Source organism: Serratia sp. CY32780 (genome assembly GCF_052169135.1).
Taxonomy (GTDB): Bacteria; Pseudomonadota; Gammaproteobacteria; order Enterobacterales; family Enterobacteriaceae; genus Serratia; species Serratia sarumanii.
Window position 1 is genome coordinate 2350156 of the sequence record NZ_JBJNLI010000001.1, and the last position, 15916, is coordinate 2366071.

The 15916-nt window shown below is 62.3% G+C and carries 13 protein-coding genes, 2 tRNA genes and 1 riboswitch; of the genes, 9 read left to right on the forward strand and 6 right to left on the reverse strand.

Annotated features, from left to right (window positions below):
* Positions 1-6 precede the first annotated feature (6 nt).
* From ACJ8HH_RS11415 to ACJ8HH_RS11425, 3 genes are all read left to right on the forward strand, one after another.
* Positions 7-1902 carry a bifunctional sugar phosphate isomerase/epimerase/4-hydroxyphenylpyruvate dioxygenase family protein gene (locus ACJ8HH_RS11415; RefSeq protein ID WP_033647895.1) on the forward strand — a complete coding sequence of 632 codons (1896 nt, stop codon included), beginning with the start codon at positions 7-9 and terminating at the stop codon, positions 1900-1902.
* Positions 1903-2157: 255 nt separating this feature from the next.
* Positions 2158-3534, forward strand: coding sequence for an MFS transporter (locus ACJ8HH_RS11420; protein ID WP_048321760.1), 1377 nt, complete (start codon positions 2158-2160; stop codon positions 3532-3534).
* A 181-nt stretch (positions 3535-3715) separates the two neighbouring features.
* Positions 3716-6085, forward strand: coding sequence for a membrane-bound PQQ-dependent dehydrogenase, glucose/quinate/shikimate family (locus ACJ8HH_RS11425; protein ID WP_197766247.1), 2370 nt, complete (start codon positions 3716-3718; stop codon positions 6083-6085).
* Between the two features lie 212 nt (positions 6086-6297).
* Here ACJ8HH_RS11425 and ACJ8HH_RS11430 read toward each other — a convergent pair.
* Positions 6298-6387, reverse strand: a tRNA-Ser gene (locus ACJ8HH_RS11430).
* 92 nt (positions 6388-6479) lie between these two features.
* Between ACJ8HH_RS11430 and mtfA the strand changes: the two genes are divergently transcribed.
* Together mtfA and ACJ8HH_RS11440 are read left to right on the forward strand one after the other, a co-directional pair.
* Positions 6480-7280, forward strand: coding sequence for a DgsA anti-repressor MtfA (mtfA, locus tag ACJ8HH_RS11435; protein ID WP_033635147.1), 801 nt, complete (start codon positions 6480-6482; stop codon positions 7278-7280).
* Positions 7281-7379: 99 nt separating this feature from the next.
* A tRNA-Asn gene (locus tag ACJ8HH_RS11440) sits at positions 7380-7455 on the forward strand.
* Positions 7456-7509: 54 nt separating this feature from the next.
* On the opposite strand, the gene gap is transcribed toward ACJ8HH_RS11440, so the two are convergent.
* The 4 genes from gap to ACJ8HH_RS11460 form a co-directional block, all read right to left on the reverse strand.
* On the reverse strand, positions 7510-8520 hold the full coding sequence (gene gap, locus ACJ8HH_RS11445) for a type I glyceraldehyde-3-phosphate dehydrogenase (RefSeq protein ID WP_033647897.1): 1011 nt from the start codon (positions 8518-8520) through the stop codon (positions 7510-7512).
* A 77-nt stretch (positions 8521-8597) separates the two neighbouring features.
* Positions 8598-9572 carry a GlxA family transcriptional regulator gene (locus ACJ8HH_RS11450; RefSeq protein ID WP_033647898.1) on the reverse strand — a complete coding sequence of 325 codons (975 nt, stop codon included), beginning with the start codon at positions 9570-9572 and terminating at the stop codon, positions 8598-8600.
* Positions 9573-9704: 132 nt separating this feature from the next.
* A complete protein-coding gene (locus ACJ8HH_RS11455; RefSeq protein ID WP_033647899.1) occupies positions 9705-10439 on the reverse strand; it encodes an SDR family NAD(P)-dependent oxidoreductase in 735 nt (244 codons plus the stop codon).
* A gap of 13 nt (positions 10440-10452) precedes the next feature.
* On the reverse strand, positions 10453-11475 hold the full coding sequence (locus ACJ8HH_RS11460; protein WP_033647900.1) for an LLM class flavin-dependent oxidoreductase: 1023 nt from the start codon (positions 11473-11475) through the stop codon (positions 10453-10455).
* 149 nt (positions 11476-11624) lie between these two features.
* A riboswitch (TPP riboswitch) is annotated at positions 11625-11727 on the forward strand.
* A gap of 62 nt (positions 11728-11789) precedes the next feature.
* On the opposite strand from ACJ8HH_RS11460, the gene ACJ8HH_RS11465 reads away from it, so the two are divergent.
* The 4 genes from ACJ8HH_RS11465 to ACJ8HH_RS11480 are packed head-to-tail and all read left to right on the forward strand — an operon-like array spanning position 11790 to position 14945.
* Entirely contained in the window at positions 11790-12473 is a 684-nt protein-coding gene (locus ACJ8HH_RS11465; RefSeq protein WP_033647901.1) for a TenA family protein, read from the forward strand.
* Positions 12470-13210, forward strand: coding sequence for an ABC transporter ATP-binding protein (locus ACJ8HH_RS11470; protein ID WP_033647902.1), 741 nt, complete (start codon positions 12470-12472; stop codon positions 13208-13210). The genes ACJ8HH_RS11465 and ACJ8HH_RS11470 overlap by 4 nt, the downstream gene beginning before the upstream one ends.
* Positions 13207-13974 (forward strand): ABC transporter permease, encoded by a 768-nt coding sequence (locus ACJ8HH_RS11475; RefSeq protein ID WP_033647903.1) that lies wholly within the window; start codon positions 13207-13209, stop codon positions 13972-13974. Before ACJ8HH_RS11470 ends, ACJ8HH_RS11475 begins: the two co-directional genes overlap by 4 nt.
* A 35-nt stretch (positions 13975-14009) precedes the next feature.
* A complete protein-coding gene (locus tag ACJ8HH_RS11480; protein WP_033655335.1) occupies positions 14010-14945 on the forward strand; it encodes an ABC transporter substrate-binding protein in 936 nt (311 codons plus the stop codon).
* On the opposite strand, the gene ACJ8HH_RS11485 is transcribed toward ACJ8HH_RS11480, so the two are convergent.
* Positions 14946-15686: a transporter substrate-binding domain-containing protein gene (locus tag ACJ8HH_RS11485; RefSeq protein WP_033655337.1), complete on the reverse strand. Its 741-nt coding sequence runs from the start codon at positions 15684-15686 to the stop codon at positions 14946-14948. It abuts the gene before it with no gap.
* Positions 15687-15916 lie beyond the last annotated feature (230 nt).

Consider the following 15916-nt stretch of genomic DNA (forward strand, 5'->3'; position numbering starts at 1 on the left):
GCAATGATGAAACGTTCTATCGCGACGGTCTCGGTATCGGGCTCGCTGCCGGAAAAACTGCGGGCTATCGCCGCCGCAGGCTTTGATGGCGTCGAAATTTTCGATAACGATCTGGTCTATTACCCCGGTTCACCGGCGCAAATCCGTGATCTGTGCGCCGAACTGGGCCTGGAAATTTTGCTGTTCCAGCCGTTTCGGGACTTCGAAGGCGGCCCGCGCGAAAGCCTGGCGCAGAACCTTTCACGCGCAGCGCGCAAGTTCGACGTCATGCAGCAATTGGGCTGCTCGCGCATGCTGCTCTGCAGTAATGTCTCGCCCGACAGCAGCGAAGACATGGCCACGCAAGTGAGCGATTTGCGCGCGTTGGCGGAGTTGGCCGCCGAGTATGATATTACTGTCGGTTATGAAGCGCTGGCATGGGGACGTCACGTGAACCTGTGGCGCGACGCCTGGGCGCGGGTTAAGGCCGTAGACCATCCGGCGCTGGGGATCATTCTCGATAGTTTTCATATCCTGTCGCGCGGCGATAATCTTGACGGCCTTGATGAAGTCCCGCCCGAAAAAATTGTGTTTGTACAACTGGCGGACGCCCCGCTGCTGAAGATGGACGTGCTCGCCTGGAGCCGCCATTTCCGCTGTTTCCCCGGCCAAGGGGAGCTGAACCTGGCTCAGTTCATGACTCAACTTTCCGCGCATGGCTATCGCGGCGCCTGGTCGCTGGAGATATTTAACGATGGTTTCCGCGCCTCGCCGGTGCTTCCCACGGCTCAGGACGGTTTCCGATCGTTGTTGTGGCTGGAGGAACAAACCTATGACTGGTTGGCCAAACAGCCTCTGCTGCCCAACGCCATGGCCTCGCTCATAGAACATTCATTATTTCATTCAGAAGCGCATCCCCCCTTGCTGGCGCTGGAGTTTATCGAATTTGCCGTCTCGCACAGCGATGGGCTGGCGATGGGCCAATGGCTGACGCAGTTGGGATTGGTTCACGCCGGCGAACACCGCTCCAAAAGCGTCGCCCTCTATCGCAACGGCAAAGTGAATGTCATTCTGAATGCTCAACCGGAAAGTCAGGCCAGCGGCTATTATCACTTGCACGGCATTTCTCTTTGCGCCGTGGCGTGGCGAGTTCGCGGCGTAGCGCGTTTACTGCAACGGGCGCAAGACTACGGTTACGCCCTCTGGCAAGGAGAAACCGGCCCCAACGAACGGCAAATTCCCGCCCTGTGCGCACCGGACGGCAGCCTGATTTATCTGGTCGAGGCGGACGAAGATCCCAAGAACGATATTTATCACACCGATTTTCATCTGACTCATCGCAGCGCGCCGCCGCCTGCACTGCAGAGCATCGATCACCTCGCGATAGCGCTGACGGACGAATCTTGCGGCAACTGGATCATGTTCCTGCGCAGCGTGCCGGGTTTTGTGCAGGACAACGAGTGGGAATTGCCCGATCCGTTGGGTTTGGTTCGCAGCCGCGTGTTGCGCAGCCCCAACGACGCCATCCGGCTGCCGCTGAATATGTCGGTGAGCCGGGAAACCCAAATCGCCCAGGCATTAACCACCTATCAGGGTGCGGGATTACAGCATGTCGCCTTTGGCTGTAATGATTTGTTCAGCGTAGTGAAAGCGGCTCAGCAGCGTGGATTAAAAACGCTGAGCATCCCCGATAACTACTATCAAGACCTCAGAGCGCGTTTCGATCTTGATCCCGTTTTCCTTTCGCAGCTGCAAGCGTTCAATGTGCTCTACGATCGAGACGAGCAAGGTGGAGAATTACTGCACGTCTATACCGTCGCCTACGAGAAAGGGCGCTTCTTCTTCGAGTTATTGGAACGTCGGGGCGGCTACCGCGGCTTCGGGGCCGCCAACGCCCCGGTTCGGCTCACCGCCATGCGTTAACCGTGCGGGCCATCAAGGCCCGCTCATTCTTTCATCTCACTGAAAAGGTTAATGATCGCGCTCACACTCTCAACCGCTTCCGGCTCAGCCATTCCCACGGCAATCCCTTTTCATAACATAAGGTTAACATTCCACCCTCACTTCCCTCTCACCTCATCGTCCGATAAACGCACATTATTTCGATAATCGACATTTATTGCCCCGCCAACGGCTGCTTATAGTGATGACACTCAACTACTGCACCGGGAGCCCCCCATGTCGGGAAACAACGCAATCAATGTTCGGGCGCTGATCGACAGCCGCCCCTTAGGGAAATGGCAAAAGATGGTCGTGCTGCTCGGCTTTTGCATCATTGCTCTGGATGGATTCGATATCGTTATCATGGGATTTATTGCGCCAGAGCTTAAGGCCGATTGGCAAATCACTAATCGCGAGCTGGGGCTGGTGATCAGCGCGGCGCTGATTGGCCTGTCGCTGGGCGCGATGCTTTCCGGGCCATTGTCAGACAGGTTCGGCCGCAAAGTGGTCATCATCAACAGCGTATTCTTTTTTGGCGTTTGGACGCTGGTGACGGCGTTTTCTCAAAATATGGAGCAGATGATGTTATTTCGCCTGCTCACCGGCTTGGGGCTGGGCGCCGCCATGCCGAATGTCGGCACCCTGGTGGCGGAATTCGCGCCTGCCCGGCGCCGCGCTTTCTTGATTACCGTGGTCTTCTGCGGCTTCACCTTTGGCGCCGCCTTGGGCGGATTCGCCGCCTCCTGGCTGATGCCACGCTTCGGCTGGCATTCCGTGCTGCTGCTCGGCGGGATCTTGCCCCTGCTGTTCGCGCCCGTGCTGATGGCGGCGTTACCCGAATCGGTGTGTTTCCTGGTGGAGAAACGGGCGAAAAACGACGGAATTCAGCGGATTTTGGCGAAACTGGTGCCCGACCTCGATCTTCGGCACAGCACCATCATATTGCCCCCGCCAAACCAGGCCTGCGCGCACCCCATCAAATTAGTGGTGAGCTCGCAGTACCGTTTCGGCAGTTTAATGCTGTGGGGATCGTATTTTTCCGCGCTGTTTCTGTTCTATACGTTGGGCAGCTGGCTGCCGTTGCTGATTAAAGACGGCGGCTTCAACGTCACGCAAGCGGCGATCATCACCGCCCTGTTTCAGGCGGGCGGCACGCTGGGCTCACTGTTTTCCGGCTGGCTGATGGACAGGTCCGAACCGCATCGCGCTTTGGCGTCCATTTATGGGATGGGAGCGCTGTTCACCCTGCTTATGGGGCCTGCGATGGGCTACCCCGTCCTGATGGGAGGCTGCGCGATGGCGATCGGATTCTGCATCGGAGGAGCCAACACCGGCATGAACGCCCTGTCGGCCAGTTTTTATCCCACCGAAGCCCGGGCTACCGGCTCCAGCTGGATGCACGGCATCGGTCGTTTGGGCGCCATATTGAGCGCGCTGGCCGGCGCTGAAATGCTGGCGCTCGGTTGGAGCTTAAGCACCATTTTCACCGTGCTGGCGCTGCCGGCGCTATTGACGGTGGCGATGATCGTCGCCAAAGGGCGCCATCAAGTTCGCCAAGCGGCAGGGCATGGGTATACGGCTTACCTTGACGCACGTTCAAATGACATGCGCTGAACGCGCGGAGTAGCCCCCGTTTGAACAGCGACGACAGGATAGCGGGAATGACATTCCCTCCCTTCCTTTCTTCGGTACAGACGCCTTCCGGCTGCAAACACGCGGCGCCTGAGCCGGAAGGCGCACCGCCACCTCATTCCCCTTTTTAACCGCCTCAGAGAAAAATCACTAAGGAGCTCATATGCAAAAAGCGCACAGGAAGCGGGACGGGAAGAAATACCTCCTGTGGTTTCTTGCCGGATTGATGTTCATTATCGGCCTGGCAATCTGCCTTCTCGGCGCCAGATTGGCCTTCGTCGGCGGAACGTTTTATTTCGTGGTGATGGGTCTGGCGATGATTATCGCCGCCGTACTGATTGCCCGGCGCCGTCGCAGCGGCATTATCCTGTACGCGATCGCCTTCGTCGCCTCCCTGTTTTGGGCCGTCGCCGATGCCGGCTGGCATTACTGGCCGCTGTTCTCGCGCCTTTTCACCCTCGGCGTTTTAGCGTTTCTTTGTGCTATCGCCTGGCCATTGATGCCCGGTCATTCGGCCAAAAAAGGCCCGGCTTTCGGCTTAGCGGCGATCCTGGCCATCGGGCTGGGGGTCAGCTTCGGGTGGATGTTCAGATCCCAACCGCTGGTCAGCGCGACGAAAACCATCCCCGTATTTCCAGTAGCCGCCGGCGAGCAACAAAAGAATTGGGAGCACTGGGGAAATACCCCGCACGGCGATCGCTTCGCCGCACTTGATCAAATAAACAAGCAGAACGTTTCCCGCTTGCAGGTGGCCTGGACTGCCCATACCGGCGATCTTCCCGTGAGCAAAGGTTCGGGCGCGGAAGATCAGAATACGCCTTTGCAGGTCGGCGACACGCTTTATGTCTGCACCCCGTACAGTAAAGTGCTGGCTTTAGATGTGGATAGCGGGAAAGAAAAATGGCGTTTCGATCCGCAGGCCGCCTCGCCGAACTGGCAGCGCTGCCGGGGCCTGGGTTACTACGAGGATCACGCCGCTCCTGCAGCAACAGGCTCGAGTCGCCCACCCGCGATCTGTTCGCGTCGTTTGTTCCTGCCCACGATTGACGCCAGACTCATCGCCCTTGATGCCGACACGGGGAAATTGTGCAACGCCTTTGGCGATCGCGGTACCGTCGATCTCGGCAGCGGCATGGGCGAAATCAAACCGGGCTATTATCAACAAACCTCCACGCCGCTGGTGGCCGGAGAAATCGTCGTCGTTGGGGGACGCGTAGCGGACAACTTTTCCACCGATGAGCCTCCCGGCGTTGTTCGAGCTTATGATGTTCACTCCGGCAACCTCGTGTGGGCCTGGGATCCGGGCAACCCTGAACTGAGCGGCCTGCCGCCGGAGGGGCAAACCTATACTCGCGGCACGCCGAATGTCTGGTCAGCCATGTCCTATGACAAGCGGTTGAACCTCATCTATTTACCCACAGGCAACGCGACGCCAGACTTTTTCGGCGGCACTCGCAGCGCGCTGGACGACAAATACAGCTCCGCCGTCGTCGCCATAGACGCCGCTACCGGCAAAGTTCGCTGGCACTATCAGACGACCCACCACGATTTGTGGGACTTCGATCTGCCCTCACAGCCACTGTTGTTCGATTTGCCCGACGGCAAAGGCGGCATTACGCCGGTTCTGGTGCAAACCAGCAAGCAAGGCATGATTTTCATGCTCAACCGCGTGACCGGCGAGCCCGTCGCGCAAGTTGAAGAACGCCCGGTGCCAACGGGAGCTATCAGGGGTGAACGCTATTCCCCCACTCAGCCGTACTCAGTGGGGATGCCGATGATTGGCAATGAACAACTGAAAGAGTCGGATATGTGGGGCGCAACGCCGATTGACCTGCTGTTATGCCGCATTCAGTTTAAAGAAATGCGCTATCAAGGCATTTTCACCCCGCCGGGTGAAGACCGCGCCCTGCAATACCCAGGCTCCCTGGGAGGAATGAACTGGGGCAGCGTCGCCGTGGATCCACACAATAACCTGATGTTCGTTAACGACATGCGTCTGGGATTGGCGCATTATCTGGTGCCGCGGGATAAGGTGCCAACCAACGCCAGCGGTATTGAAATGGGGATAGTCCCGATGGAGGGCACCCCGTTCGGGGCCCTGCGAGAACGGTTCCTCTCCCCGCTTGGGATCCCCTGCCAGAAACCGCCGTTCGGCACGATGTCCGCCGTGGACCTGACTACCGGCAAATTGGTGTGGCAGGTCCCTGTCGGGACAGTCGAGGATACCGGGCCGCTCGGCATCAGCATGCATATGCCGATCCCTATCGGCATGCCAACGCTGGGCGCGCCGCTGTCGACGCAGTCGGGTCTTCTGTTTTTCGCCGGCACGCAGGACTTCTATTTACGCGCCTTTGACACCGCCAACGGTAAAGAGATTTGGAAATCGCGCTTGCCGGTCGGGAGCCAATCCGGCCCGATGACTTACCTTTCGCCGAAAACCGGCAAACAGTACATTGTCATCAATGCGGGGGGCGCACGCCAATCACCGATGCGCGGCGACTACATTATCGCCTATGCGCTGCCGGACAAGTAATCTCGCACGAGAAATATCAAGGCGCATCGGGTTTACAGAGTGAGTCAATCCCAGCGGCAACGGGCGGCGTCAAACCCGCCCTATCGTTCACAACATGACAAACGGTAAGACGAAAAAGGGTCGGGGCAAGGAAAAGGGGCTGCAACCGGTCAGAACGGAAGTTTTACTGTGATGGGGATCGTTGAAAGATTTATTCGTAAGTGATTGAATAGTGGCGGAGAGAGGGGGATTTGAACCCCCGGTAGAGTTGCCCCTACTCCAGTTTTCGAGACTGGTCCGTTCAGCCGCTCCGGCATCTCTCCTGACAACGCTTGCTATCATGCCCGCTTTTGCGGCATTTTTACAGCATTAGCATACCGCTGAACGTTCAAGTGATGAGTTTACGAGCAACCTGATGATTAAATGGCCGTGGAAAGCGACTCAACCCTCTCAATCCCAGGCAGACATCGAGGCCCAGTGGCAGGACGCGCTGGCGATCCCGCTGCTCTCGCCGCTGAATGAGCAGGAGCGGCAGCGGCTGGTGGCCGTCGCCGGGCAGATCTTGCAGCAAAAGCGCATCGTGCCGCTGCAGGGGCTGCAGCTCACCTCGCAAATGCAGGCGCGCATCGCCCTGCTGTTCGCCCTGCCGGTGCTGGAGCTCGGCGCGGAGTGCCTCGACGGCTTCAACGAAATCCTGCTCTACCCCACCCCGTTCGTGGTGGAAGACGAATGGCAGGACGAAATCGGCCTGGTGCACTCGGGGCCGGTGGTGCAGTCCGGCCAGAGCTGGGAACAAGGGCCGATCGTGCTCAATTGGCAAGACGTGCAGGACTCTTTCGATCTCTCCGGTTTCAATCTGGTGATCCACGAAGCGGTGCACAAGCTGGATATGCGCAACGGCGGCGTCGCCACCGGCGTGCCGCCGATCCCGCTGCGCGAGGTGGCCGCCTGGGAACATGACCTGCACGCCGCAATGGAAAGCCTGCAGGACGAGATCGACATGGTCGGCGAAGAGGCCGCCAGCATGGACGCCTACGCCGCCACCGATGCGGCCGAGTGCTTCGCCGTGCTGTCGGAGTATTTTTTCAGCGCCCCCGAGCTGCTGGCAGAACGCTTTCCGGCGCTGTATCAGCACTTTTGCCGCTTCTACCGCCAGGATCCGCTGGCGCGCCTGCTGCGCGGCCAGGCGGAAAACGACGCGCAATGGGCTGACTGACGGGCATATTGCTCAGATACCGAGCAGTCGCGCCGCCTGGGGCAATTTAGCGTTGACACACCCGGGGCGGCTGGATATGATGCGCCCCGTTCACACGATTCCTCTGTAGTTCAGTCGGTAGAACGGCGGACTGTTAATCCGTATGTCACTGGTTCGAGTCCAGTCAGAGGAGCCATATTTAGAGAAGCCCGCTTAAGGAAACTTAAGCGGGCTTTTTGCTGTTGGGCGTTTACAGCCCGCGTTGTTCCATCAGCAGCGCCAGATCGACCAAGCGGTTGGAGAAGCCCCACTCGTTGTCATACCAGGCGAGCACTTTCACCAGGTTGCCGCCGATCACCAGCGTGGACAGGCCGTCGATGATCGACGAACGCGCATCGCCCCGATAGTCGCTCGACACCAGCGGTTCATCGCTGTACCCCAAAATTCCTTTCAGCGGGCCGGACGCCGCCGCCGCGCGGAAAGCGGCGTTAATCTCCTCCACCGTCGCCGGGCGTTTCAGCGTCACCGTCAGATCGACGATCGAGACAACCGGCACCGGCACCCGCAGCGAGTAACCGGTCAGGCGGCCGTCGAGATCCGGGATCACCTTGCCGAGCGCCTTGGCCGCACCGCTGGAGTAAGGCACGATCGACTCCGCCGCCGCCCGCGCGCCGCGCAGATCTTTTTCCGGCTGATCGTGCAGCGCCTGGCTGTTGGTATAGGCGTGGGTGGTGTTCATCAGCCCGTATTCGATGCCGAACGCCTGATGCAACACCTGCGCGGCGGGCGCCAGCCCGTTGGTGGTGCAGCTACCGTTGCTGACCACTTTATGCCGCGCCGGATCGTAGAGTTGGTCGTTAACCCCCATGACGATGGTGATGTCGTCGTTCTTGGCCGGCGCCGAGATAATCACCCGCTTGGCGCCGCCGTGCGTGATGTGCACTTCCGCCTTGGCTTTATCGGTAAAGAAGCCCGTCGCTTCGATCACCACGTCCACGCCCACGCTGCTCCAGGGGATCTCGGCGGGATCGCGCTGCGAAAACACCTGAATCGGCCGGCCGTCCAGCAGCAGCTGGTTGTCGCCGGCTTCCACCCTGGCCGCCAGCGTGCCGGAAAGCGTGTCGTATTTCAGCAGATGCGCCAGCGTTTTGCTGTCCGTCAGATCGTTGATCGCCACCACTTCAAAATCGCTGCGCCCCAGCGCCGCGCGCAGCACGTTGCGCCCGATCCTGCCGAAGCCGTTAATGCCAACTTTCACCATGATGCTCTCCTCGTTTTGGGCTTTGCCTCAAATCTAGCCCTGCCCCGAGGCGGCGTAAATGACGTTTACCGATCAATTTACGCCAAATTGCGCGCATGGAAGCGTTCGCGGTATTCGCTCGGGGTCAGTTGCAGTTTGCGCTCAAACACCCGCCGCAGGTTAAGGCCGTTGCCGAAGCCGGTGGCCAGCGCGATCTGTTCGATGCCCTCCGCACTCTGCTCGAGGCGCTGCCTGGCGGTATGCAACCGCCCTTCTTCGACGAATTTGGCGGGAGAAATGCCCGTCTCGCGGGTGAATACGCGGGTAAAGTTGCGCGGGCTCATCGCCACGCGGTCGGCCAACCGATCGACGCTGAGATCGTCGGCGAGGTTTTCCAGGATCCAGGACTGCAGGTCGCGGATCGGGCCCGGCGATTTGGCCTGGTTGAGCGGGTAGCGGCTGAACTGCGCCTGCCCGCCGGGGCGTCGCAGAAACATCACCAGATCCTGCGCCACTTCGCGCGCCTGCACGAAGCCGTAGTCGTCCTCCACCAGCGCCAGCGTCAGATCGAAGCCGGAGCTGACGCCGCCGGAGGTCCAGATCGGCCCGTCCTGCACGTAGATCGGGCCGTTCTCGACCTGCACCCGCGGGAAGCGCGCCTGCAGCGTTTCCGCCAGCCGCCAGTGGGTAGTCGCCCGCCGCCCGTCCAGCAACCCGGCTTCGGCCAGCAGCAGAGCCCCGCCGCAAACGGAAGCGATACGGCGCGCCTGCGGGGCCGCGCGGCGCAGCCAATCCGCCACCAGGGCGCCCTCTTCTTCGGTCGCCCCCTTGCCGGCAACAATGACGGTATCGCGCGGCAGGGCCGGATCGAGATCCGCCAGGCGGTGGTCGGCCAACAGGCTCAGCCCGGACAGGCCGTGTACCACCCGATGGGATTGCGTGGTGGCGACCGCGATCTGATACAGCGGCGCCTCGGCAGGACTCAGACGGTTAGCCTGCATCAGGATATCGGCGATGCCCGCCGCTTCGAACAGCATGCCCCCTTCAGGGACGATAATCAGGAATGTATGCATGGCGATAATAGGAAGAACAAGCAAAACAGGTCAGACAGCCACTGTAACTGTATAAGAAAAGCCTCGCCGGTTCACCCTGCGGGCATAAAAAAGCCCGTCGGCAAGCGCCGACGGGCCAACAAAGCACTGTCCTCAAGCCTGCGGCAGGCTCACCCCGCCGGCGCGCGCCAATTGCGCCAGCAGCGCCGTTTGAAACGCCTCGTCGTATACCGCCGCGTGAGGTTCGAAGCGCTGTTGATGGTGCCAATAGCCGCCGGACGCCAGAGCCTGCGGCTCATCGCTGCTCACCAGCCACGCCTGCGTCACATGCCCCAGCGCCAGATCGTCTGGCGCATCCGCGCCGCCCATTTTGGTCGGCACCCAGCCGGGATCGACCGCGCTGCTGATCACGTCAGGCCACAGGCGCGCCACGGCGGCGGCCAGCGCGGTGACGAACAGTTTGCTGTCCGAATAGGAGCCGGCTGCGCCGCCGAGCCAGTCCACGCCGCTCAGTTCCGCCACGCCGTCAAAGTGCATGCTGCTGCTCAGGTAGACGATGCGCTTGGGGCGTTCGATCAGGGCCGTCAGCAGGTAGGGCGCAACGACGTTCACCGGCATCACCTGCGGCCCGGTAAACATACCGGCGTTGTGGATCACCGCGTCCGGGCGGCCGAGGCGGTTGACCTGCTCGGCAAGCTGCCGGATCTGCTGCACATCGGACAGATCGCCGATCGTCGCCTGTGCGCCGCGATCCAGCAGATCGCGCACCGCGTCCAAACGGCCGGGCTCACGCGCATGCAGAATTACCTGATGCCCTTCGTCCAACAGCGTTTGCGCGGCGGCGCGGCCCAGCCCGTCTACCGAACCGGTAATGAAAATGCGTGACATGCCACTCCTCCGTTTAGCGCCAGCCGAGCGCCGGCGCGATATGGGTTAAAATCGATTCGATGACGTGGGCGTTGTAATCCACGCCCAGCTGGTTAGGCACGGTCAGCAGCAGCGTATCCGCTTCGGCGATGGCCTCGTCCTGCGCCAGCTGCTTGATCAGCTCGTCCGGCTCGGCGGCATAGCTGCGGCCGAAGATCGCCCGGGTCTGCGCGTCGATATACCCCAGTTGATCGCCCTCCTTGCCGCCGCCGCCGAAGTAGTTGCGATCCCGCTGATCCACCAGCGCGAAGATGCTGCGGCTGACGGAAACCCGCGGCTCGCGCGCATGGCCCGCCTCTTGCCAGGCGGCGCGGTAGGCGCGGATCTGCTTGGCCTGCTGGATATGGAAGGGTTCGCCGGTTTCGTCGTTCTTGAGCGTCGAGCTTTGCAGGTTCATGCCCAGCTTCGCCGCCCAGACGGCGGTGGCGTTCGAACCGGCGCCCCACCAGATGCGGTCGCGCAGCCCGGCGGAAAACGGCTCCGGCCGCAGCAGCCCGGGCGGATTCGGGAACATCGGCTGTGGATTGGGCTCGGCGAACCCTTCGCCGCGCAGCGCTTCCAGGAACACTTCGGTATGGCGGCGAGCCATGTCCGCGTCGCTCTCGCCGTCGGCCGGGGCATAGCCGAAATAGCGCCAGCCGTCGATCACCTGCTCCGGCGAGCCGCGGCTGATGCCAAGCTGCAGCCGCCCGCCGGCGATCAGATCCGCCGCGCCGGCGTCTTCCACCATGTACAGCGGATTTTCATAACGCATGTCGATCACGCCGGTGCCGATCTCGATGCGTTGGGTTTTGGCGCCGATGGCGGCCAGCAGCGGGAACGGTGACCCCAGCTGGCGTGCGAAGTGGTGTACGCGAAAATAGGCGCCGTCCGCCCCCAGATCTTCGGCGGCGACCGCCAGATCGATGGACTGCAGCAGCGCATCCGCCGCGGAACGGGTGCCGGACTGGGCGGAAGGCGACCAGTGGCCAAACGAGAGAAAACCAATCTTTTTCATCGGGAATCGTCCTCAAAGGCAAATCATCGGCCTACAGTGACAAAAACCGCGCGCCCTGCGCCAGCAAAATCGCCCCCGATCGCACTAAACGAACCGATTGCCGCCGCGCCGCCCGGCGATTGTAATCAAAAAACAAATGTCGTATAACAAGCAGCTCCGAGGGGTGTCCTGTTACGGGCTGAGATGGCGCAAGCCGAACCCTTTGAACCTGATCTGGGTCATGCCAGCGAAGGGACGGTTAGGCAACAACGCTCTCACCCGTTGCCTGTTCATACCCCAGCGTGCCCGGATCTCCACTGACTCAAGGAGGTCCCATGTCCATCACCACCCTGTTCGAAAGCGGTCTTTACGGCCGGCTGCGCCAACATGCCGGCAGCCACTGGCAAGATTACGTCGATCACCCGTTTCTGCAGCAGCTGGCCGCCGGCACCTTGCCCGAACGCGCGTTTCGCCGCTACCTGACCCAGGACTATCTGTTCCTGCTGCACTTCGCCCGCGCCTATGCGCTGCTGGTCAGCAAGCTGCGCACCCTGCCGGAGATGCGCGCCGCCACCGCCTCGCTCAACGGTATCGTCGCCGAACTGCCGCTGCACGTGGCCTACTGCGCCGAATGGGGGCTGAGCGAAGCGCAGATCGCCGCCCAGCCGGAAGCGGCGGAAACCATGAACTACACCCGCTACGTGCTGGATATCGGCCATGCCGGCGACGCCCTCGATCTGCTGGCCGGCCTGCTGCCCTGCGTGGCCGGCTATGCCGAAATCGGCCTGCGGCTGCTGCACGATCCCGCCACCCAAATGGAGGGCAATCCTTACGCCTCCTGGATCCGCAACTACGGCGACGAGGGCTATCTGGCCGGCGTGCGCGCCGCCATCGAGCTGCTGGAAACCGTCGGCCACCAGCGCGGCGCACCAGGCCGCTTCACCGAGCTGGCGCAGATTTTCACCACCGCCACCCAGCTGGAATCGGCATTTTGGCAAATGGGGCTGAACGCCTCATGACCTCCCCGCGTCTCCCGCCCGGCATCCAGGTGCGGGATCTCAGCCTGCGTTTCGGTCAGCAAATCGTCTTCGACCGGCTGAGCTTCGACATCGCCGGCGGCAGCTTCGTCGCCCTGCTCGGCGCCAGCGGCGCCGGCAAAACCAGCCTGCTGAAGATCATCGCCGGCCTGGAACGGGCTACCTCGGGCACGGTGACCGGCAGCGACGGTTTGCCGATCGCCGGGCGCATCGCCTACATGGGGCAAAAAGACCTGCTCTACCCGTGGCTGACCGTCGAAGAAAACGTCGCCCTCGGCGCGCGGCTGCGCGGCGAAACGCCGGATCGGGCGTGGGCGGCGCACCTGCTGGAACGCGTGGGCCTGGCCGCTCATGGCCGCAGCCTGCCCGCCGCGCTGTCCGGCGGCATGCGCCAGCGCGCCGCCATCGCCCGCACGCTCTATGAACGCCAGCCGATCGTGCTGATGGATGAACCCTTTTCGGCGCTGGACGCCATCACCCGCGCCGAGATCCAAAGCCTGGCCGCCGAGCTGCTGGCGCAAAACACCGTGCTGCTGATCACCCACGACCCGATGGAAGCCTGCCGCCTGAGCCACCGGCTGCTGGTGCTGTCGCCCTGGCCGCTGGGCCTCGATGATAGCCACCGCATCAGCGGGCAACCGCCGCGCGCGCCGGATGACGCCGGCCTGCTGAAAAGCCAGGCCGAGCTGCTGCAACAGCTGGTGAGGGCCGCGCAATGAATATCGCCAAAGAGCGCGGCCTCACCCGCCTGCGGCGTGGGCTGACGGTGTTTGCCGGCCTGCTGCTGCTGTGGTGGCTGGCGGCGCAAAGCGGCATTCCGGCCTTTCTGCTGCCCACGCCGAGCGCGGTGGCGCAGGCGCTGTGGGACGGGCGCGGCTATCTCGCCTGGCACACGCTGATCACCGCTTCGGAGATCGTCAGCGGGCTGGCGCTGGGCGTGCTGCTCGGCGCGGCGCTGGCGCTGTGCATGATCTTCTCGCCGCGCCTACAGCGCTGGCTGATGCCGCTGGTGCTCACCAGCCAGGCGATACCGGTGTTCGCCCTGGCGCCGCTGCTGGTGCTGTGGTTCGGCTTCGGCATGAGCGCCAAGGTGGCGATGGCGGTGCTGGTGATTTTCTTCCCGGTGGTGTCGGCCTTTTTCGACGGGCTGCGCCGGGTCAACAACGACTATCTCGATCTGGCGCGCACGATGCGCGCTTCGCGCTGGGCGCAGCTGCGGCACGTGCGGCTGATGGCGGCGCTGCCGGCCTTCGGCTCCGGCCTGCGCATGGCCGCCGCCGTGGCGCCGATCGGTGCCATCATCGGCGAATGGGTCGGCTCGGCCGAAGGGCTGGGCTACGTGATGCTGAACGCCAACGCGCGCATGCAGACCGACGTCTGCTTCGCCGCGCTGTTTATTTTGGTGCTGATGACCGTGCTGCTGTGGGTCGCGGTGGATGCGCTGCTGCGGCGCCTGATCGCCTGGGCGCCGGAAAACGACTGATGATTGCAACCATAACCAGGGATAAAGGAACGACCATGATCAAACAAACCGTTTGCGGGCTGCTGCTCGGCGCCGCCATCACCGGCCAGGCCGGCGCGGCCGAAAAGCTGACGCTGGTGCTCGACTGGTACATCAACCCCGATCACGCGCCGATTATGGTGGCCGAGCAGATCGGCGCCTTCAAGGCCGAAGGGCTGGACGTCAAGATCGTGCCGCCGTCCGATCCGGCGCTGCCGCCGCGGCTGGTGGCCGCCAAACAGGCCGACCTCGCCATCACCTACCAACCTCAGCTGCATTTCTTCGCCGATCAGGGCCTGCCGCTGATGCGCGTCGGCACGCTGATCAACACGCCGCTGAATACGGTGATCGCGCTGGATAAAAACATCACGTCGCCAGCGGATCTCAAGGGCAAGACGGTGGGTTACTCGGTCAGCGGCATCGAACAGGCGACGCTGGCCACCATGGTCGAACACGAACACCTCAAGCCGCAGGACATCAAGCTCATCAACGTCAACTTCCAGCTGACCAGCGCCCTGCTGGCGGGCCAGGTCGATGCGGTGATCGGCGGCTACCGCAACATCGAAGCGCTGGAGCTGAAGCTGCAGGGCAAGACGCCGGTGGTGTTCAACGTCGAAGATTACGGCGTGCCGGCCTACGACGAGCTGATCATCGTCGCCCACCGTGATGCGGTGAACGAGCCGAAAATTCGCAAGTTCCTCGCCGCGCTGAAGCAAGGCAGCGACTACCTGCACGCGCACCCGCAGGACACCTGGCTGGCGTTCGCCAAGGCGCACCCGGAGCTGAATACCGAGCTGAACAAACAGGCGTGGCAAGCCAGCCTGCCGCTGTTCGCGCGCGATCCGGCCAAGCTGGATCGGGCACGCTACCAGGCTTACGAACAGTTCCTGTTCGACAACAAGCTGATCAAGAAAATCACCCCGGTGGAACAGTACGCGGTGGAGTTGAACTGATCACGCCGAGGCGGCCGGCGGCGCCACCGTCACCTCACCCTGGCCGCTGCGCTGCAAGGCCGCCTTCACCAGCCCGTTGGCCTTGCAGCGCTCGATAAAATCGTTCACGTAGGCGGCGCCCTGCGTTTTTTGCCGCGGCACCGCCATTGCCTGGCGGATAGCGGTGAAATGCCCTTCCAGCACCCGGTAGCCGGGATGGACGGCCGCAGCGGCCAGCAGCGGTTGGCGCACGCCGGCCGCCGCCTCCAGCCCCCGGTCGAAAAACAGCGCGATCGCCTCGGCAGAGGTTGCCGCCCGCACCAGTTGCGCCTGCTGCAGCGTGCGCGATAAAAACAGATCGTACGCCGCCCCCTGGCCGACCGCGATGCGCACCTCCGGCCTGTCGAGCTGCGCCACCTCAAAGTAAGGCGCGTCGTTCGCCACCAGGTAAGTCCCCTCGATGATCACGTACGGCTCGCTGAAGGCGATCTGCGCCGCGCGCACCGGCTCGATGGCCATAAACGCCAGGTTCCAGGCGCCGCTGTCCAGATCGGCGAACACCTTGCCCGCCGCATCATAGGTCACCAGCTCGAGCGCCACGCCCAGCTCCTGGGCCAGCGCGGCGGCCAGCTCCACCGAAGCGCCTTGCGGTTTGCCGCCGGCTCCGGCCTGCGCCAACACCGGATTGCCGTAGTTGATCGCCGCGCGCAACACGCCTTGCGGGGCCAGATCGTCGAGTACCGCGGCGGGAATCGTCTGCATACTTCCTCCTGAATGGCTGATGGGCGCGCCGTCGTGGCGCTCATTAAGCGTAGAGCGAAACCTCCGACCAGCAAGCTTTCGCCGCCGAAGCCACCGTCGGCGTGATTAACGTCACACTATTGTCATAAAAATGTACAATAGCCGCCGCTCGTCGGCCGTAGCGGGAGATCGCGCGTTGTTCCGCCGCCGGCAATAGGCTATATCCTTCACTTTTCGCGCCGCGGCACGCT